The following is a 16,249-nucleotide window of genomic DNA, read 5'->3' on the forward strand; positions in this document are numbered from 1 at the left end:
AATTGTGAACCATCAAACCGACCCTCAGACCGAAGAAAAGATCAACTGGTTCGCCGAACTGCGCGGGCTGGCGATCATGCTGCTCGCAGTGCTGGCGTTTCACAGTCTCGTCGCCAAACCATTCTACATTCCCTCCACCTCCATGATGCCCAGCCTGTATGTTGGTGACCGCCTCGTGGTGAGCAAATATCCCTATGGTTGGTCATGGGCATCGGCGAGTTTTCACATGCTGCCGCGCGGCGAATGGCGCGTGCTTGGCTCAAACCCTGAATATGGTGACATCGTCATTCCGGTTCATCCGACCCGTAACGAGGATTATATCAAGCGTGTCGTTGCGCTTCCGGGGGACACGATTGAGGTTCGCGATGGCCGGATCATCCTTAATGGAGTTCCGGTAAAACGCGAAATCGTGCCGCCGGTTCGTATTCCATTCGAACCAGAATTGCTGTGCGATAGCAGCTTGGGCAAGCGTGCCTGTCTTGAAAATTTTGACCGGTACAGAGTGACCGGTGCAGACGGGACAGACTATTTTGAGCCGGAAACCTACCGGGAAACTCTGCCCAACGGCGCGACCTATCTGGTCATCGACCACACCAACCAGCCGCTTGATAATTTCGGGCCTCAGGTCATTCCCGAAGACCACGTTTTCGTCATGGGTGATAACCGTGATGAAAGCGCCGACAGCCGCGCGCCTGCCGAAGCGCGCGGATTAGGCGGAGCCATTCCGATGGAAAACATTGGCGGCCGCGCGGAATTCATCACCTTCTCACTCGACGGATCGACCACGTGGAACCCGGCGAGCTGGTTCTCAAGCCTTCGCGGTGATCGGGCATGGACAACGCTGCGCCCGCCAATCGCCGAAGGATATGAAACCGAAGAGTGAAGCGGGCGTTAGTGGACCATCATGGCCAAAAAATTTCTCTACTTCATCGCGATCTGTATCGTTCTCTTCCTCGTCGGCCGCATCGGTTACGAGATGTTTCAGGACGAACTGGCCGAGTTTGCGCTCGTCCCGTCATCTGAATTCAACCCGACAAAGCCGCTCGAGGCGAACGCGTACCAAGATACCGCCTTGTGGTATTCCCGGCCCGGGATCGGGGTAACCGACCCTGCGCGTTGGCAACCTGCGATGGCGACCAGCATTATGGATAGCGCCGATGGAGCAGAGGGCGCCGACACAGCAAATAACGCCAATGCAGCAGCTACCCAAAGCGTGGCGGGCAAGGCCGTAACGCGCCCAAAGGCAGCAGCCGATGCAACTGCTATTGATGCGGTCGGCGATTACGCAGTCTTTTTCGTTCACCCGACCAGTTATCTAAGCCGTGACAATTGGAATGCCCCGATCGGCGATGATGAAGCAGAACGTATCGCGCGGCTGTATGTGCGCGGAATGGCAAGCCCATTTAATTCAGCGAGCGAAATCTGGGCGCCGCGTTATCGCCAGGCGACTATGGGTTCGTTTCTTACCGATGCGCCCGAAGCAGAGCAGGCCATCGATGCTGCTTATGCCGATGTCGTCGAAGCCTATCGGTATTTCCTCAGTTCACTGGATGACAGCACGCCGATTGTGCTTGCAGGACATTCACAGGGATCGCTGCATCTCTTAAGGTTGCTGCGCGAAGAAGTGAAAGGCTCACCCACCGCCGAGCGATTGGTAGGGGCATATGTGATTGGATGGCCGATATCGGTCGATCATGACGTACCCGAGCTCGGCTTTGCCGCATGTGCCACTCCCGCTCAGACTGGCTGTATCGTATCATGGTCCAGCTTTGCAGAGCCTGCCGACCCGTCGCGCGTGATCGAAACATATGCGAATTCGATTGGCTTTGATGGCAACAAACGCGGCACCAGCCAGATTCTCTGCACCAACCCCCTGACCGGCACCTATGGCGGCAAGGCGCCGGCCAGCGCCAATCTCGGTACGCTTGTCCCCGATGATATGATGTCGACCGGCCAGCTAGTGCCCGGCGCGGTTCCGGCTCGCTGCGATGAACGCGGATTGTTGCTGATCGGTGATCCGCCGGAACTTGGCTCATACGTGCTGCCGGGCAACAATTATCATGTTTACGATCTGCCTTTGTTTTGGGCCAACACCCAAGCCGATGTGAATCGCCGTGTGCCCGCATGGGAGGCGGCGCGCTGATTACAGAGGCCGCATTGGATTTCGCCGAGGCATTGCCTGATGGCGGCGTGTTGCTGGGTCTGGATCCGGGCACAAAAACCATTGGCACCGCGATCTGCGATGCCGGATGGCGCTTCGCCACGAATGGCAAGACATTAGGCCGCGGCAAATGGACGCGCGATAAAGGCTTGCTTTCGGAAGTCATCCAATCGCGCCGCGTACAAGGTCTTGTCATCGGGCTACCGCGAAATATGGATGGCAGCGAGGGGCCGCGCGCTCAGGCGGCTCGTGCCTTTGCCCGAAATTGCTCCGAAGCTTTTGATTTACCGATCCTTTTGTGGGACGAACGCTGGTCCACACAAAGCGCCGAAGCCGCGATGATCGGACAAGATATGAGCCGCGCCAAACGTGCCGAGGCCATTGACAGCCATGCTGCGGCGATCATTTTGCAAGGCGCAATTGACCGGCTGGCAGGCGGAATACTCTAACCGGCCAACGCCGCTCTGCGCCGTTTTGCGATAGCCATTACCATCTCGCCGCCCGACTTTTCCGCCATTCGCCACAGATCGTCCTGTTCGCATGGATTGGAAAGCCGCGCCGCTCGCGCTTCAAAGCTGGCCAGCCGCAGCCTGTCGCTGGGATGGTTGCGCCCTACCCATTCTGAATAATCCAGCGCTTCATCCGATCCAACGCCGATCGCAATACGCAAGAAAGTCTCGGTCGCGTTCGGGCTGAGCACGCGTGTCACTTCGCGCTGTTCCAGATCGAATCCGTATTGATCGAACCAGCACTGCGCCGGATCGACATGCATCACATTGAGCGAGACTGAGAGGCTTTCCGGTGGCAGTTGGGAATGAACATCGCGGTGCGCGCGGTAGAGCATGATTTTGCCTTCATGCAGGGCGCTTCGCTCAATAAAGTTGAGCGATGCAGGCTCGCCGGTGAAACCGGCCACCGCTTCATAATCATACTCAAAATAATCACTGCGATATCCAGGCCCGCAATATCCGCTCGTGAGAAACGAGAAATTGTGATCATGCGGCACGCCATAAACGAAGCTGCCTGCGCCGCTGTTGCGGAAACACAGATCTTGTTCCGCAGGCCAGATATTCGCGCGCAAGAACATATTGCCGCGTCTGTGGCTCAGCACGATAGCTTGCGGACCATAGCCGCTCTCTATGTCCCCTTGTGTACGCCCTGTGATCCGGTCAATCAGCATGTCCGCCAGGAATGTCCGATTATTCGTCAGCCGCTTTAGCCAATGGGCAGCGACGGCCGTACTTTCGGGATCAAGCGGATCAAAATTGCAATGTGCAAGTGCCTCCTCACACTCGGACAGGGAACACGTTTGCGCCGATGTGCTTTCGATTAATTGCGGCATCACTCAGCCCCCGCGCAGAGCTGTCGCAATTCCGGATGAGCCAAAGACAATTGCCCGCGCAGCTGCTCCGCTGGCTCACACAACTGATCCCCTTTGTCGGCTGCGATCTGCACCAAAAGGGCCATTCCATCCCTGCTATCGCGTGCCAGCATGTGCCGCACCGCCTCCCATCGAACATCCTGGGCTTCATCGCGGTTCAAGGCGCTGTACCGGAACGTCTCACCAATGACTGGATCGCAGCATTCCAGAGCGCCCAGCACCGCGAGCCCCATCAATCGCTGGCTCGCTGTTTTATCCCCGCTTGTGCTTTTCAGCAACGCTCCATCGGGCAGCCGGTATTCGCGCGACGGTTTGGCCTGCTGCGGCAATCGTGTCAGGCGCAGGATAGCCATGACGCTTTCAACCTTGACTATCTGACGAGCCTGCGAGCGCCCGGTGAACGACAGGCAATCTCCGGCATTCAGATTGAACCGGGTGGTGATGATCGATGCCGCGTCTTGGCTCGTTTCATCCATCTGATGCCGCGTCGCCAATGCTGATCCAGAAAGGATGATCTCGTGGCATTCACAATCAGCGAAAAGCACGCTTTGCGGGAATCGAACTTTGCATTCGGTCTGCCGTTCATAAACAATCAGGTTCAAGGACGCTCGGCCCGACTGCATGATCTGCATATTGGCGAGGCCCGGAGAGTACCGGTATTGATACGGCACCTCTCCCAGCGGCTCTTGGCGAACGGCATCAAGCGCCGATGCGATCCACATCTCGGTCAGCTCAACGGCGCTATCCGCAGCTGTCATGATAGCAGCCAAGCCGGGGCATTGAGACAGGGCGCAACCGCCCCCGAATTCGGTGAGGTCGCGCGCCAGAACCCGGGCCACATGGCTCCTTTGCCACTGCTCTTTACCGCGGCCCATTCGGTCTGAGATGCGGCGCTGCAAAGCTGTATCGCTCCGCAGCGCCGCGATGTCGGGATGGATAATCATCTCCGCCGTATCACCAGTTCAAATGACCGTTTCAGGCGGTACGCTGTCATAGACATAGACCATGATCGACACGATCGATTCCTCGTAAGCGGCACCGATTTGACTGACTGATCCGTACAGACCTTGCGCGGTCTCAAGACCAGGAATGGCAGCAATATCAAGTGTTGGAAGTTTCATGTGTAGGTCCCTTTTGCACCCGCGCTTCAGCGGAATTGCCGAAGCGCAGGAGCCAAAGTGACGCGAAGAGCTGCGCTAGAGAAATTAAATGATTGTAATGCGCTGCGCCGCATTCCAATGGTCTTGCCATGAGCACACCACTCGCCCGTTTTGATCCCAGCGAAGCCTCGAAATTCTTCTTCAGGCACGGCCACACCGGCTGGCTCGGGCTTAGATACAGCGCCCATCAGGACAATTGGGTTGAGCTGGAATTGCCGTGGCGCGAGGATTTGCTGGGGGAGTCCGATCGTGCGGTGCTTGCATCGGGTCCGATCATCAGCCTGATGGACATGGCAAGCGGCATGTCCATCTGGCAAACAAAGGGCACGTTCACGCCCATCGCCACACTCGATTTGAGGGTCGATTATCAACGCCCCGCGCGCGAGCGCAGCTCTGTATGGGGGCGCGTTGAATGCTATCGCATCACCCGATCCGCAGCATTTGTTCGCGGGATAGCGCACGATGGTGACCACAATGATCCAGTGGCGCATGTGGCCGGTGTCTTCATGACCATCGGCAAAGATCCGCGGCAAGGCAAAGTGCCCAATGGCAGCGAAGCGGGGACCGGCGATGAGTAAGCTTGAACTGCCGCCCTATGCCATTGCGCTTGGCATTCGCGGTCATGACATCGAAAACGGCGTTCCTGTTTTGACAGTTGAATTCGGACCGTCAGTTGAAGGCCGCCCCGCCCATTATCACGGCGGCGCAATCGCCGGATTGCTGGAAAATGCAGGCTACGCGGTGCTGCGGGCCCGCCTGATTGAGGAAGGCCGCGAAGCCAAGCTCAAGCCGGTCAATATTACCGTCCAATACCTGTCCGCCGGAAAAACGCAGCCAAGCTTTGCCAAAGGGCGGATAACCCGTCTTGGTCGTCGCAATGCGAACATCACGGTCGAGGCATGGCAGGATAATCGCGACCGGCCCATCGCCACAGCGATCATGAATATATTGATGGCGTCATGATTTAGCGGTCAGGTTCAAGCTGCTCGACCTGCAAACCGTTTTCATCCAGCCGCAATTCGACCGGCACACCGTCCTGCGAAAGAATGATCCCCTGTTCCTCGAACCGGATTGAAGTCCCGTCCTGTCCCAACGGGATTTCTTCGCCTTCCTCAATATCCAGCGGCTGCACCGGACCTTCGGGATCGGGGGCAGAGGATGGCTTGGGCGCTGGCAATGACAGTGCAGACCGCATGAAATCTTTCCAGATTCGTGCAGGAAGCCCGCCGCCGGTTACTTTGTTAAGCGGGGAATTGTCGTCATTCCCGACCCACACTCCGACAACCAGATCGCCCGCATATCCGACAAACAAAGCATCGCGGTAATTCTGGGTTGTTCCGGTCTTTCCATAATTGGCAATGGGCAATGTCGCGGCCCGCCCGGTTCCCCGGTTAATGGCTGCGCGCAGCATCTGTTCAAGATCTTGATGCGCACGGCTGGAGACACTGTCCGTGGTCGTGGTAATCCATTCCCACCACCCTGTTTCTGCTTTTGGGATGGCATGCGGCCTTACTGGAAACGTATTGGCCGAGACCCCTGCATAGGCAGCCGTCAGCTCCAGCAGGGTCATCGTCGAAGTTCCCAGAGCAAGGCTGGGATCGCCTTCGGGCATGGGCGATGCAATGCCAAGCGAACGGGCAGTCCTGATCACATTTTCGCTTCCAACCTCATTGAACAATCGCACCGCAGCGACATTGCTCGACGTGGCCAGCGCATCCTCCAGAGTGATCGTGTCGGAATAGCGGTCACGCGAGTTTTTCGGGCGGTAACTGCCATTTTCGATTGGCGTATTGTCGATCGTATCTTCTGGGTTCCACCCTGCTTCCAACGCCGCGAGATAGACGAACAGTTTGAAAGTCGATCCGGGTTGGCGTTTTGCTTGCGTCGCCCGGTTGAATGGCGATTTGGCGTAACTTTTGCCGCCCACCATTGCGACCACTTCCCCAGTCGGACGCATGGCCACCAAAGCGACTTGCGCATCGCCCAACGCAGCCCGCGAAGTCACCCTGTTGGCCAAAGCCTGCAACTGGGCATCAAGCGTCGTCGTGATCACCTGCTTTGAATAGGTCGCCTCTATTTCTTCGCGGGCGATCGGCAGTGCCCAGTCCGCAAAATAGGTGCCCGTTGGCACATCGTTGCTGGCGCGCACATCAATGCGAGGCGCAGGCATGTTCGCGGCTTGCGCCTCGGTGATATAACCAACATCGGCCATTGCGCCGATCACCAGATCCATCCGGGCTTTTGCGCGATCATAATGTTTGGTCGGATTGTACCGCGATGGCGCTTGCAACAGGCCGGCAAGCATCGCGGCCTGCTGCGGCTTAAGGTTTTCCGGCTTGCGAAAGAAGTAATGCAGGCTGGCTGCGCGCAGTCCGTATTGATTGTCTCCGAAATAAGCATTGGAGAGGTAGCGCGAGAGGATTTCGTCCTTCGTCAGCCAGGTTTCGAGCCAGAACGCGATGAGCGCCTCGCGCGCCTTACGCGTCATGGTTTGCTCTGGTGTCAGAAAGGTGAATTTGGCCAGCTGCTGTGTGATGGTGCTGCCGCCGCCGCGCCCGGTCCAGGCTGCACGCGCTATACCGCGGGGATCAACGCCCCAATGCGAATAAAACCGGCGATCTTCAATTGCGAGGAATGGTTGGATCACATGTTCGGGCAAGTCGGCCACCTTGACTGGCGCATCCACCACCGCTCCGCTTCGAGCGATTGGTGTTCCGTCGCTCGCTAACAGTGTGACCTGAGGTGCAGCGATTGGCTCAAGCGATTTGGAAAGCGGCGCAGTAATCGCAAGCCAAGCGACCAGAGCAAAGAACAAAAGAAATATCGCCGCGATGATTCGCAGCGCCCACCAGCGCTTTTTGCGGCCACGGTAATGGTCTGGCCTCCACCATGGGATGCGGCGGCGTTCTTCGCGAATGATACTTTGATCGACCTGCGAAAGCTGCTGGTCCCATGCGCTGTAATCTGGCGATGGGCGCGACGCGCTGCCATCGCTGCCATCGCTGCCAGCGTCGTCGTCATCATCGGGATGATAATCTCGCTGCGATTCGTATAACGGATAAAACCCGTTATCGCCGCCTCGCGGTTCGTCGCTCGAGCGTTTTCGGAATCGCGCAAATAGGCCCATCAAGACTGTGTTATCAGACTAATACGCCTGAACGCAAGATTTACACGCTCTGCGCCGCGCTTTCCGGCAGATCCTCATTAAAGACCCGCTGGTAATATTCGCTCACCAAGGTTCGTTCTGCTTCGTCGCATTTGTTCAGGAATGACAGACGAAATGAAAAACCAACCGAATTGAAGATCGCGGCATTCTGAGCCCAGGTGATGACTGTACGCGGGCTCATCACGGTCGAAATATCGCCATTCATGAAACCCTGACGTGTAAGCTCGGCCACCTTCACCATGTCCGCGATCATCGCTTCGTCGGCATCCGGGGTCTTCGATTTAACAATCTGCTGCTCTATTTCAGCAGGCAGATAATTCAGCGCAACAACCACGTTCCAGCGGTCCATTTGCGCTTGGTTGATTGCCTGCGTGCCATGATAAAGCCCGCTCGTGTCGCCTAGGCCAACGGTGTTGGTGGTCGCGAACAGACGGAAATATGGGTTCGGGGTGATTACGCGGTTCTGATCGAGCAGCGTCAGGCGGCCATCGAATTCAAGAATACGCTGGATCACGAACATTACGTCTGGCCGGCCCGCATCATATTCGTCGAACGTCAACGCCACAGGATGCTGCAACGCCCATGGCAGGATACCTTCCTTGAACTCGGTAACCTGCAAGCCGTCTTTCAACACAATCGCATCCCGGCCAACCAAATCGATTCGGCTGATATGGGCATCCAGATTGACCCGAATACTGGGCCAATTCAGGCGCGCTGCGACTTGTTCGATATGGGTCGATTTACCGGTGCCATGGTACCCCTGCACCATCACACGGCGGTTATGCGTAAAGCCAGCCAGGATCGCGAGAGTCGTGTCGTGATCGAAGACATAGCTCTCATCAAGCTCGGGCACGTGTTCGCTGGTTTCGGCAAAGGCCGGAACCTGCAGATCAATGTCGATACCAAATGTATCGCGCACATCGATCATCGCCTCTGGCGTGGTGGGGAGGCCGCTATGGCCGGTGAATTCTTCTGAGGAATGTGAGTTCATTGCGCGCCCGCGTTAAAGAGGGATTCGCAATGCTGCAAGACAGACAAGGCTGCTAAATTTGCAAGTCAGTGCGTTTTTGCGACTTATTTCGCAGGAGCGACAATATTTGCGAGGTGCCCGCGCTTGATCCAAACTCTAGCGCCGGAACTCTCTGCGACAAATGTCTCGCTTGCTCCGGCGGGCAAGCGAATCCAATCGTGGCGGCCATATATTTCGTCATTATGGGAGCACGAACCGTCGAGGATCAGCATTTCAAGCCCGCACGGATCGGACAGTCCGACTTTGGCATGTGCGTCCCACACTTCCAGCGCAACATGTTCATATTCGCGCGCGGCCAGCGTCGCGCTTGAGACACCTGCCCGATCAAGGGCTGGCAATATCTCGATTGAGTCCAGATCGACTGCGATCTGTTCCTGATCCGCCGGATCGAATTGCCACAGCTTTACAAAAATCGTGCAACCGGGATCAGAGCGGGGGATGTGATGCGTCCCGACTGGATTGCGAATATATGTGCCCGCCGGATAATCGCCGTGCTCGTCCTGAAACACGCCTTCGAGAACGATGAACTCCTCTCCGCCGGAATGGGTGTGCTCGGCAAACGAGCTGCCCTTTGCGTAGCGGACGATCGAAGTTGCGCGGGCGACTTCACCGCCAATTCGATCAAGCATTCGGCGCTCGACCCCGGCCATCGGCGAGGCGACCCAGTCGATCTGGCTGGTATGACGCAGAACGGGCTCTTCAAAGTCGGCATTGATTTCCATATTCGGTAGATGGGAGCAGCCGCGAAAGAATTAAGAGGCTGAATACTCGAATTTTTGCCGCCAGTGATTACATTACTGCCATGGCTGACCCGATTGAAACCATGCGCCTACGCCTCGTTGAACAGGTGCGCGGCGTATTTAACGATGCGTCCAAGGGGCAAAAGCCCGTACCTCCATCGGACGATGCCTTGTTCAAGCGCGATACCCCGATCCGTCTGGTGCACGCCGATCTGGTCGGAATGATGACCGGCGGCATCCGCAGCCTGATGCTTCAAATGCTGCATCCTCATGCGCTTCAGGGTGTGCTCGACCATTCGAACTTTCGCGAAGACATGCACGGCAGGCTGCAACGCACCGCAAAGTTTATCGCTGTTACCAGTTTTGGTCACCGCGACGAGGCGATGAAAGCTATCGAGCGGGTTAACCGGATTCACGCCAAAGTCGGCGGGACACTGCCGGATGGCACCCCGTATATTGCCAACAATCCGCGCACGCTCGCTTGGGTCCATGTGGCTGAAGCGCAAAGTTTTCTGGCGGGATATTTGCGCCACGTCCGCCCTGATATGCCATTTGCCGATCAGGATGAATATTACCGGCAATTTGCCGTGATTGCCCGTGCATTGGGCGCCGATCCAGTACCGGAAAGCAGGAGCGAGGCCGAAGCGGTTTTTCGAGAGTTGCGGTCCGACCTTCGTCCATCACCCGAAGCGCGCGAAGTGGCGCAGCTTGTGCTCAGCCAGCGTCCAAAAGGAACGCCGCCCGCATTACAAAAGGTGATCGGCGCGGAAAGCGTTGCCATGCTTCCCGATTGGGCCCGTCATATGTTGAAATTGCAAAAACCGGTTTTGACCGCCCTGCCCGCTCGCGCCGCGACATGGGGTGTCGGACGCACCTTGCGATGGGCTTTCCGTCAGAATTAGGCAGACGGGGCGGTATTGCTTTCTGATTTCACGCGATCCGCCAATGACGCTGCGCCGGAGCCTCTAAAATAATAAGCAAAGAGCAGCGGCCACGCAAAGTTGATCGAGCCGAAGATCCGCTGCGACAAACCTGCAAAACCCTCCGGCTCAAAACCTGTGAGCGCCAGCCATAGATACAGCATCCCGGATAGACTGACGAAGGTCGTGATCACATTCATTTTGCGCCTGCCACTTTCGTCCTGAAACTCGACATCCTGCAGGTCGAGCATAGAAAGAGCCGGCGCAAGGATATTGAAAATTCCGATGACGTAAAAACCGTGCATGGGTGACCCCATCGGCCAAATTCCGTTAGAAATCATCGCAATGCCAAACACAATCCAGCACATTGCTCCACCGGAAAACGCGCGTCTTGATATCCGCCAGATCGCGGCACCAAAAACGATCAGACTTATCCCAGCGATCAGAGCCGCAATATTCGCGATCATATGCGCGGCCCCGTCCTGCAAAGTCATCACGCTGACGTGAGACGATACCGGGTCATAATCCTGTGCGAGAAACCCGGCGAAGGTGGTCAGTAAAAGCCATACGGGGAGAGGAAACATTCCAGCCCAAATGGCTGATTTTGCGAGATTGTTATCCATGGAAATCCTAACGACTGCTATCTCGCAGTGACTTGGTGAAGGGCCATCAGTTTGACTTATTGTATCGTGGCGCTTTTGCGCAGCAATTGATAGGCTTCGACCACTTTATTCAGTTGTGCCTCGTGGCTGCGATCGCCGCCATTGCGGTCCGGATGATAGCGCCGGACAAGCTCGGAATAACGCCGCCTTAATTTGCGGCGATCCGTATCCGATCCCAGTCCCATGGATTCAAGAGCTTCGGCTTCGACCTTTGAAAACCGGCCATCCATAGCCATTTTCGCCTCGCGCTCTGCGCGGCTGCGGATCCCGCCAGCGCGCGCAGATATCGCATCCAGCGGATCCTGATAATCGGCCCAGCGCGGCATCCCATCCACCGCGGCCCTTGGTGAAAATGCCGCACTTTCCGTGCGCCAGCCGCTCGCCGGGCTTTGCGCGGCGAGAATTTCCTCCGCGCTCATCCCCTCAAACCAGTCATAACCCGCGTTGAATTCTCGCACATGGTCCAAACAGAACCAGCGCCACGTGCCCGGACCGTCAAATCCGCTCGGCTGGTATCCGGGCGCGCGAAATTCACCCGCATCGCGGCAAGTGGGGTGTTCGCAGACGCGATCAGCGTCTTCGTAGCGTCCGTGGAGTTTCGCAGAAGGCATAGGGGCTTGAGAATGGTGTCTTTACCCCCAAATGCCAAGAACAACCGGATTGCAAAAAGGACAAGCGGACATGAGCGGGACCGTCGCAGATGAAATGAAGCAGCTTTTGACCAAGGCTTTTGATCCTACCGGGCTGGACATAATCAATGACAGTGCGCAGCACTCCGGTCATTCCGGTGATGACGGATCAGGCGAATCGCACTTCACAATAGTGATCGAAGCGCCTGGATTTGCAGATATGTCGCGTCTTGCCCGCCAGCGCGCTGTTATCGCCGCGCTCGGCGATATTGTTGGTGAACGGGTTCATGCAGTCGCGATCAAGGCCAGCGCGCCCTGATCGCGGAAACCACCGGTCGTTATTGTGCAAGCGTGAAAAACATCAGATAAATCAGCCTGCCATCGTCAACCGATCGGCCAAAGCCGGGGCCGGACGTATGGAAAAACCAGGGCCGCAAAAGAAGCAAACGATTGTAGCGCATCGGGATTTCCATCGTTTTTTCCCAAGCTGCACGTTTGTTTCCGTCTTTCTCAATAGTCTGGTTTAAAACCGCGTCGCGGCTGCTGTATCCCATGGAAACTGCCTCGGCATCGGTGATCGGCGAGCGTTCCAGACCAGTGGCCTTATGACGGAAGAAATCGGTGCCGCTGACCCCGTCACCGTTCTTGCTCAGATATAATATTCCGGACCATTGGGACGGATCGACGTGAACCTGTCCCCGGCGCGGGTCTGTTTTCAACGCGACCCGGCATTTGCCATGCGAATCCAGCGGCTCAACGGGTTTTAGCGGCTCTCCAACCAATTGTGATGCATATTGGGAAAGGCCGGGCAGATCGAGCCGCTGCACACTGTTGCGCCCCGGATATGGCCCTTCCTGTTCAGGATAATCGAGGTTTAACGCCTGCGCCCGAAATGCATCGGGGTTATCCAGAAAATCATCGACGACGAGAAATGAGAGAGGCATAGCGAGCTCCGAACCAAGTTGCGGCCTGATAACAGCGATGATGAAAAGGGTAAAATGCCAATGATCCGCCGGAATGCATGGGCAGTGATCGCATTGCTAACCCTGCCTGATCGATCCGCCATTTCATTGGGCGGTGCGCGATGAAAGACGCCGCCAAACGTGTTCGCAAATCGGCGCGCATTGTTGTGCTTGATCCTGAAAACAGGGTTTTGATGTTCCGGTTCGATGTTGCGGACAGACCGCCCTTTTGGGTTACGACCGGCGGTGAATGTGACCCGGGCGAGAGCTTCGAGGACGCGGCGCGCCGTGAACTTTTCGAGGAAACCGGCATTGTTGCCGATCCGGGGCATCAGGTTGCACGCACCACGCCGGAATTTGTCACCGTAGAGGGCGAGCCAGTGCAAGCGGATGAGCGGTATTTTATTGTCCGCGCTGGCGGGGCACGGATTGATACAACCAATCACACCGCGCTTGAGCAAAAGGTCATGACGCAGCACCGCTGGTTCACGGTGGACGAGCTTTCAGACTGGCATGAGGCCGTTTTTCCCGAGAGCCTTGCTGAAATTATTACGTTGCACGCCGCAACCTGATTGCCGCGCCCACGGTGTCTCGCTATCCCTATGCAAAGGGAGAGAACGACATGGATTACACGGGCAAGGTTATCTGGATAACAGGCGCTTCATCGGGCATCGGAGCGGCTCTGGCCCGCGATGCGGCATCGCGCGGCGCGCACATTGTGCTCTCCGGACGAGACGAGGCCCGCCTTGCCGAAGTTGCCGCCGATTGCGGTGAGACATTGATCATACCGTTCGATGTGCGTGATGATGCCGCATTGGCCGATGCCACTGCCAAAGCGATCCACTGGAAAGGCGGCGTTGATGTTGCCTTTGCCAATGCGGGTGTTTCGCAGCGCAGCCGTGCGCTTAAAACCGATATGCAGGTTTACAGGGATATCATCGACATAGATCTGACAGCGCAGATTGCATTCAGTCAGGGTCTAATCGGTCATATGACAGAGCGCGGTTCGGGTGCTCTGGCGTTTATATCTTCTATTGCGGGCAAGGTCGGAGTGCCAATGCGCACGGCCTATAGTGCGGTGAAATTCGGCCTTGCCGGTTATGGTGATGCGCTGCGCGGTGAATTGTCGCAAACAGGCGTGAATGTGCATGTAATCTATCCCGGCTCGGTCGCGACCGATGTCGCTCGCAACGCGATGGTCGCGGACGGATCAAAACGGGGCGTAAGCGACAGAGCCATCGATGAGGGTATTCCCGCCGCAGACGCTGCCAGGAAGATGCTTGATGAAATGGCAGCCGGCACGCGCGAGATCATCGTTGCTCAGGGTATGGAGGAGCAGATGGGCGAAATGCGGAGAACGCCAGACGCGCTGTTTGATCAGGTCGCACAGATGGTTGCCGGCGGGTACATGGAGAAGATGGAGGCCGAGGGATGATCACGTTGGAGCAAAAGCGCGTTACGCTTGCCAATGGAATTAAACTGGACGTGGTCGATGAAGGGCCGGTCGACGCCCCGGCCCTCATATTCCTTCACGGCTTTCCCGAAAGTCATCGGACCTGGCGCAATCAGATTGCGCATTTTTCAGATCGTTACCGTTGTATTGCCCCCGATCAACGCGGCTATCGCGGATCGTCCAAGCCGCAAGAGATCGAGGCCTATACGCCCGACAAACTGATCGGCGACATTTTCTTGCTCGCCGATGCGCTTGGCATCGCAAAGTTCACCATAGTCGGGCATGATTGGGGCGGAGCGATTGCCTGGGGTGTGGCGCTTGGCGGTCAACATATGCGGGTCGAACGGGCGATCATCGCCAATGCGCCGCATCCGTCGATCTTTCAAAAACTGCTTTACACCCACAAGGGACAACGTGAGGCCAGCCAGTATATTCGCGGTTTCCGTGATCCGGCGAACGATGCACTGATCCGTGAAAAGGGGCTGACCGGATTGATGATGCAAGAGGTCAAATGGGACAAGCCCAGCACGATGGAAGCCGAAGAACGCGCGCAATTGCTCCGCGATTGGGAAGACCGCGACGCGTGTTTCGGAATGATCAATTACTATCGCGGCAGCTCCTTACACGTCCCGCCCATGGATGCGCCCTACGCTCCGCCCGATGGCTATACGCCGCCGGCTCTGCCGGACTTAACCATTCCAACGCTGGTGATCTGGGCGATGGACGATCTGGCATTGCCGCCGGAAAACCTCGAAGGGTTGGAGGACATTATTGACCCGCTGACCATCGTAAAAGTGCCCGACTGCGGTCATTTTGTGCCTTGGGAAGCGCCCGAACGGTTCAATGCCGCGATGGAAGAATTCCTGAACAGCTAATGCACGAGCCACTCAACCCATGCGCCGTGTGGGTGGGAATGGCTGATCAGATGCGGCGTTCCGTCATCGGGTGATCCATTCCATAGCCGCACTTTTAATTCATGCCGAAAAGTGGCCGGATCGGTTTCAAGCGCGATCCACGCCAAGGGCGATTGAGCGCTCGCGGCCTTGCCCGCTGTCTCAAACGCCTCGGTAATCGTCGCTTGCGTGGCGGCAGGCATATATTGCCACATGATCGAATGGAACATCGCGCGGGTGGTGCCTTCGGTTTGCGGCTCAGCCAGCATCGCCGTCACAAATTCACCTGCATCCTGCTTGACCAGATCGGGCGGGCGGGCGCTTGCCAGAGCGATCGCTGCATCAATGCGCGCCATCCGGCCCGGGGCATCAGGCCACACGTAACTTTTGAGTCGAAGAGCGCTAATGGGATCGCTCAGATCAATCGGCGCAATGTCACAGCCACACACGGACAGGATCTGAAAATTCGCAGGCGCGGCGGCCGGAGACACTTCGCCGCGCCATTCCGGTGCGATCTGCATCGGCGAACCTCTTGGCCCGGCAATTGTTTCGCCCAGCTGGAACCGGTACCGGTCCAACATCGTCAGCACCCCTGCACTCGCGCCCAATTCGAACAGCTCAAATTTGGGCACCGTTTTTTGAGCGAGCCACAACAAACCGCCCATAATGCTGGCTGCGCGTCCAGCCTCATTCGTCTGGGGCGGTCCATCAAGCCAAGGAAGCAACTGCGTGTCAAAAGTTTCGACCAATTCACAGACCAGTGCATCAATCCGGTCCTGATCGGTGACCTGTCCGCTATATACCCGTGCCAGCCGGCGATCTGCCCCGGACAATACCAGATGATGCAGCCCGCCTGCGAGCCGCAGCGGCATCGCGTCTTTCAGCGTCAACCCGGCCCAGTTTGCGATGCGCGCGCCCGTCGCTGTATCGCTTTCACGCACCTTTGCGAGCGAGCGAACAACCCTTGCCGTGCAGGGCGCGCCGTTTTGTTCGGCATGGTCCGCTTGCCAATCAAGCGCCTCGATAAATTCCTCGATCGCCATCACGTCTGGTTTGCTCATCCCAATTTCCTTCGCTTCGGTTCACGCGATC

The 16,249-nt window shown here is 57.0% G+C and carries 20 protein-coding genes; 10 read left to right on the forward strand and 10 right to left on the reverse strand.

From position 1 onward, the window contains the following. Positions 1–4 precede the first annotated feature (4 nt). The 3 genes from lepB to ruvX are packed head-to-tail and all read left to right on the forward strand — an operon-like array spanning position 5 to position 2,610. Entirely contained in the window at positions 5–883 is an 879-nt protein-coding gene (gene lepB / locus FGU71_RS00830; protein ID WP_234035578.1) for a signal peptidase I, read from the forward strand. 21 nt (positions 884–904) lie between these two features. Further along, positions 905–2,143, forward strand: a complete 1,239-nt coding sequence (locus FGU71_RS00835; protein ID WP_142786814.1) for a DUF3089 domain-containing protein — start codon at positions 905–907, stop codon at positions 2,141–2,143. Then, on the forward strand, positions 2,125–2,610 hold the full coding sequence (ruvX, locus tag FGU71_RS00840) for a Holliday junction resolvase RuvX (RefSeq protein ID WP_142786815.1): 486 nt from the start codon (positions 2,125–2,127) through the stop codon (positions 2,608–2,610). The genes FGU71_RS00835 and ruvX overlap by 19 nt, the downstream gene beginning before the upstream one ends. Here ruvX and FGU71_RS00845 read toward each other — a convergent pair. From FGU71_RS00845 to FGU71_RS14025, 3 genes are read right to left on the reverse strand one after another with little or no spacing between them, the layout of a single operon-like run. Further along, entirely contained in the window at positions 2,607–3,503 is an 897-nt protein-coding gene (locus FGU71_RS00845; protein ID WP_142786816.1) for a transposase, read from the reverse strand. The two genes, ruvX and FGU71_RS00845, sit on opposite strands and share 4 nt — an antisense overlap. After that, positions 3,503–4,486 carry a hypothetical protein gene (locus FGU71_RS00850; protein ID WP_142786817.1) on the reverse strand — a complete coding sequence of 328 codons (984 nt, stop codon included), beginning with the start codon at positions 4,484–4,486 and terminating at the stop codon, positions 3,503–3,505. Before FGU71_RS00850 ends, FGU71_RS00845 begins: the two co-directional genes overlap by 1 nt. An 18-nt stretch (positions 4,487–4,504) precedes the next feature. Further along, a complete protein-coding gene (locus FGU71_RS14025; RefSeq protein ID WP_185960170.1) occupies positions 4,505–4,663 on the reverse strand; it encodes a hypothetical protein in 159 nt (52 codons plus the stop codon). Positions 4,664–4,791: 128 nt separating this feature from the next. On the opposite strand from FGU71_RS14025, the gene FGU71_RS00855 reads away from it, so the two are divergent. Next, positions 4,792–5,280, forward strand: a complete 489-nt coding sequence (locus FGU71_RS00855; protein WP_142786818.1) for a PaaI family thioesterase — start codon at positions 4,792–4,794, stop codon at positions 5,278–5,280. After that, positions 5,273–5,665: a PaaI family thioesterase gene (locus FGU71_RS00860; protein WP_142786819.1), complete on the forward strand. Its 393-nt coding sequence runs from the start codon at positions 5,273–5,275 to the stop codon at positions 5,663–5,665. Before FGU71_RS00855 ends, FGU71_RS00860 begins: the two co-directional genes overlap by 8 nt. A gap of 1 nt (position 5,666) precedes the next feature. Here the strand turns inward: FGU71_RS00860 and FGU71_RS00865 are convergent, their stop codons facing one another. The 3 genes from FGU71_RS00865 to FGU71_RS00875 all read right to left on the reverse strand — a co-directional run bounded on the left by FGU71_RS00865 (position 5,667) and on the right by FGU71_RS00875 (position 9,620). Beyond that, positions 5,667–7,829: a transglycosylase domain-containing protein gene (locus FGU71_RS00865; RefSeq protein WP_142786820.1), complete on the reverse strand. Its 2,163-nt coding sequence runs from the start codon at positions 7,827–7,829 to the stop codon at positions 5,667–5,669. A 40-nt stretch (positions 7,830–7,869) separates the two neighbouring features. After that, positions 7,870–8,859 carry an AAA family ATPase gene (locus FGU71_RS00870; protein ID WP_142786821.1) on the reverse strand — a complete coding sequence of 330 codons (990 nt, stop codon included), beginning with the start codon at positions 8,857–8,859 and terminating at the stop codon, positions 7,870–7,872. An 83-nt stretch (positions 8,860–8,942) separates the two neighbouring features. Then, entirely contained in the window at positions 8,943–9,620 is a 678-nt protein-coding gene (locus tag FGU71_RS00875; RefSeq protein ID WP_142786822.1) for a cupin domain-containing protein, read from the reverse strand. 80 nt (positions 9,621–9,700) lie between these two features. On the opposite strand from FGU71_RS00875, the gene FGU71_RS00880 reads away from it, so the two are divergent. Continuing rightward, complete coding sequence (locus FGU71_RS00880) at positions 9,701–10,540, forward strand: oxygenase MpaB family protein (RefSeq protein ID WP_142786823.1); 840 nt, start codon at positions 9,701–9,703, stop codon at positions 10,538–10,540. Here FGU71_RS00880 and FGU71_RS00885 read toward each other — a convergent pair. Beyond that, positions 10,537–11,181, reverse strand: coding sequence for a DUF998 domain-containing protein (locus FGU71_RS00885; protein ID WP_142786824.1), 645 nt, complete (start codon positions 11,179–11,181; stop codon positions 10,537–10,539). The genes FGU71_RS00880 and FGU71_RS00885 overlap by 4 nt on opposite strands. A gap of 56 nt (positions 11,182–11,237) precedes the next feature. Further along, positions 11,238–11,831 carry a J domain-containing protein gene (locus FGU71_RS00890; RefSeq protein ID WP_142786825.1) on the reverse strand — a complete coding sequence of 198 codons (594 nt, stop codon included), beginning with the start codon at positions 11,829–11,831 and terminating at the stop codon, positions 11,238–11,240. Between the two features lie 70 nt (positions 11,832–11,901). On the opposite strand from FGU71_RS00890, the gene FGU71_RS00895 reads away from it, so the two are divergent. Then, positions 11,902–12,168 carry a BolA family protein gene (locus FGU71_RS00895; RefSeq protein WP_142786826.1) on the forward strand — a complete coding sequence of 89 codons (267 nt, stop codon included), beginning with the start codon at positions 11,902–11,904 and terminating at the stop codon, positions 12,166–12,168. Between the two features lie 19 nt (positions 12,169–12,187). Here the strand turns inward: FGU71_RS00895 and FGU71_RS00900 are convergent, their stop codons facing one another. Then, complete coding sequence (locus FGU71_RS00900) at positions 12,188–12,793, reverse strand: DUF6445 family protein (RefSeq protein WP_142786827.1); 606 nt, start codon at positions 12,791–12,793, stop codon at positions 12,188–12,190. A 140-nt stretch (positions 12,794–12,933) separates the two neighbouring features. Between FGU71_RS00900 and FGU71_RS00905 the strand changes: the two genes are divergently transcribed. The 3 genes from FGU71_RS00905 to FGU71_RS00915 are packed head-to-tail and all read left to right on the forward strand — an operon-like array spanning position 12,934 to position 15,139. Beyond that, positions 12,934–13,383: an NUDIX hydrolase gene (locus FGU71_RS00905; protein ID WP_142786828.1), complete on the forward strand. Its 450-nt coding sequence runs from the start codon at positions 12,934–12,936 to the stop codon at positions 13,381–13,383. Positions 13,384–13,433: 50 nt separating this feature from the next. Beyond that, positions 13,434–14,246 carry an SDR family NAD(P)-dependent oxidoreductase gene (locus FGU71_RS00910; protein WP_142786829.1) on the forward strand — a complete coding sequence of 271 codons (813 nt, stop codon included), beginning with the start codon at positions 13,434–13,436 and terminating at the stop codon, positions 14,244–14,246. Beyond that, positions 14,243–15,139: an alpha/beta fold hydrolase gene (locus FGU71_RS00915; RefSeq protein ID WP_142786830.1), complete on the forward strand. Its 897-nt coding sequence runs from the start codon at positions 14,243–14,245 to the stop codon at positions 15,137–15,139. Before FGU71_RS00910 ends, FGU71_RS00915 begins: the two co-directional genes overlap by 4 nt. On the opposite strand, the gene FGU71_RS00920 is transcribed toward FGU71_RS00915, so the two are convergent. Next, positions 15,136–16,218 carry a DUF2332 domain-containing protein gene (locus tag FGU71_RS00920; RefSeq protein WP_234035579.1) on the reverse strand — a complete coding sequence of 361 codons (1,083 nt, stop codon included), beginning with the start codon at positions 16,216–16,218 and terminating at the stop codon, positions 15,136–15,138. The two genes, FGU71_RS00915 and FGU71_RS00920, sit on opposite strands and share 4 nt — an antisense overlap. Between the last annotated feature and the right edge of the window lie 31 nt (positions 16,219–16,249).

Source organism: Erythrobacter insulae (assembly GCF_007004095.1).
In the GTDB taxonomy this organism is placed as follows: domain Bacteria; phylum Pseudomonadota; class Alphaproteobacteria; order Sphingomonadales; family Sphingomonadaceae; genus Erythrobacter; species Erythrobacter insulae.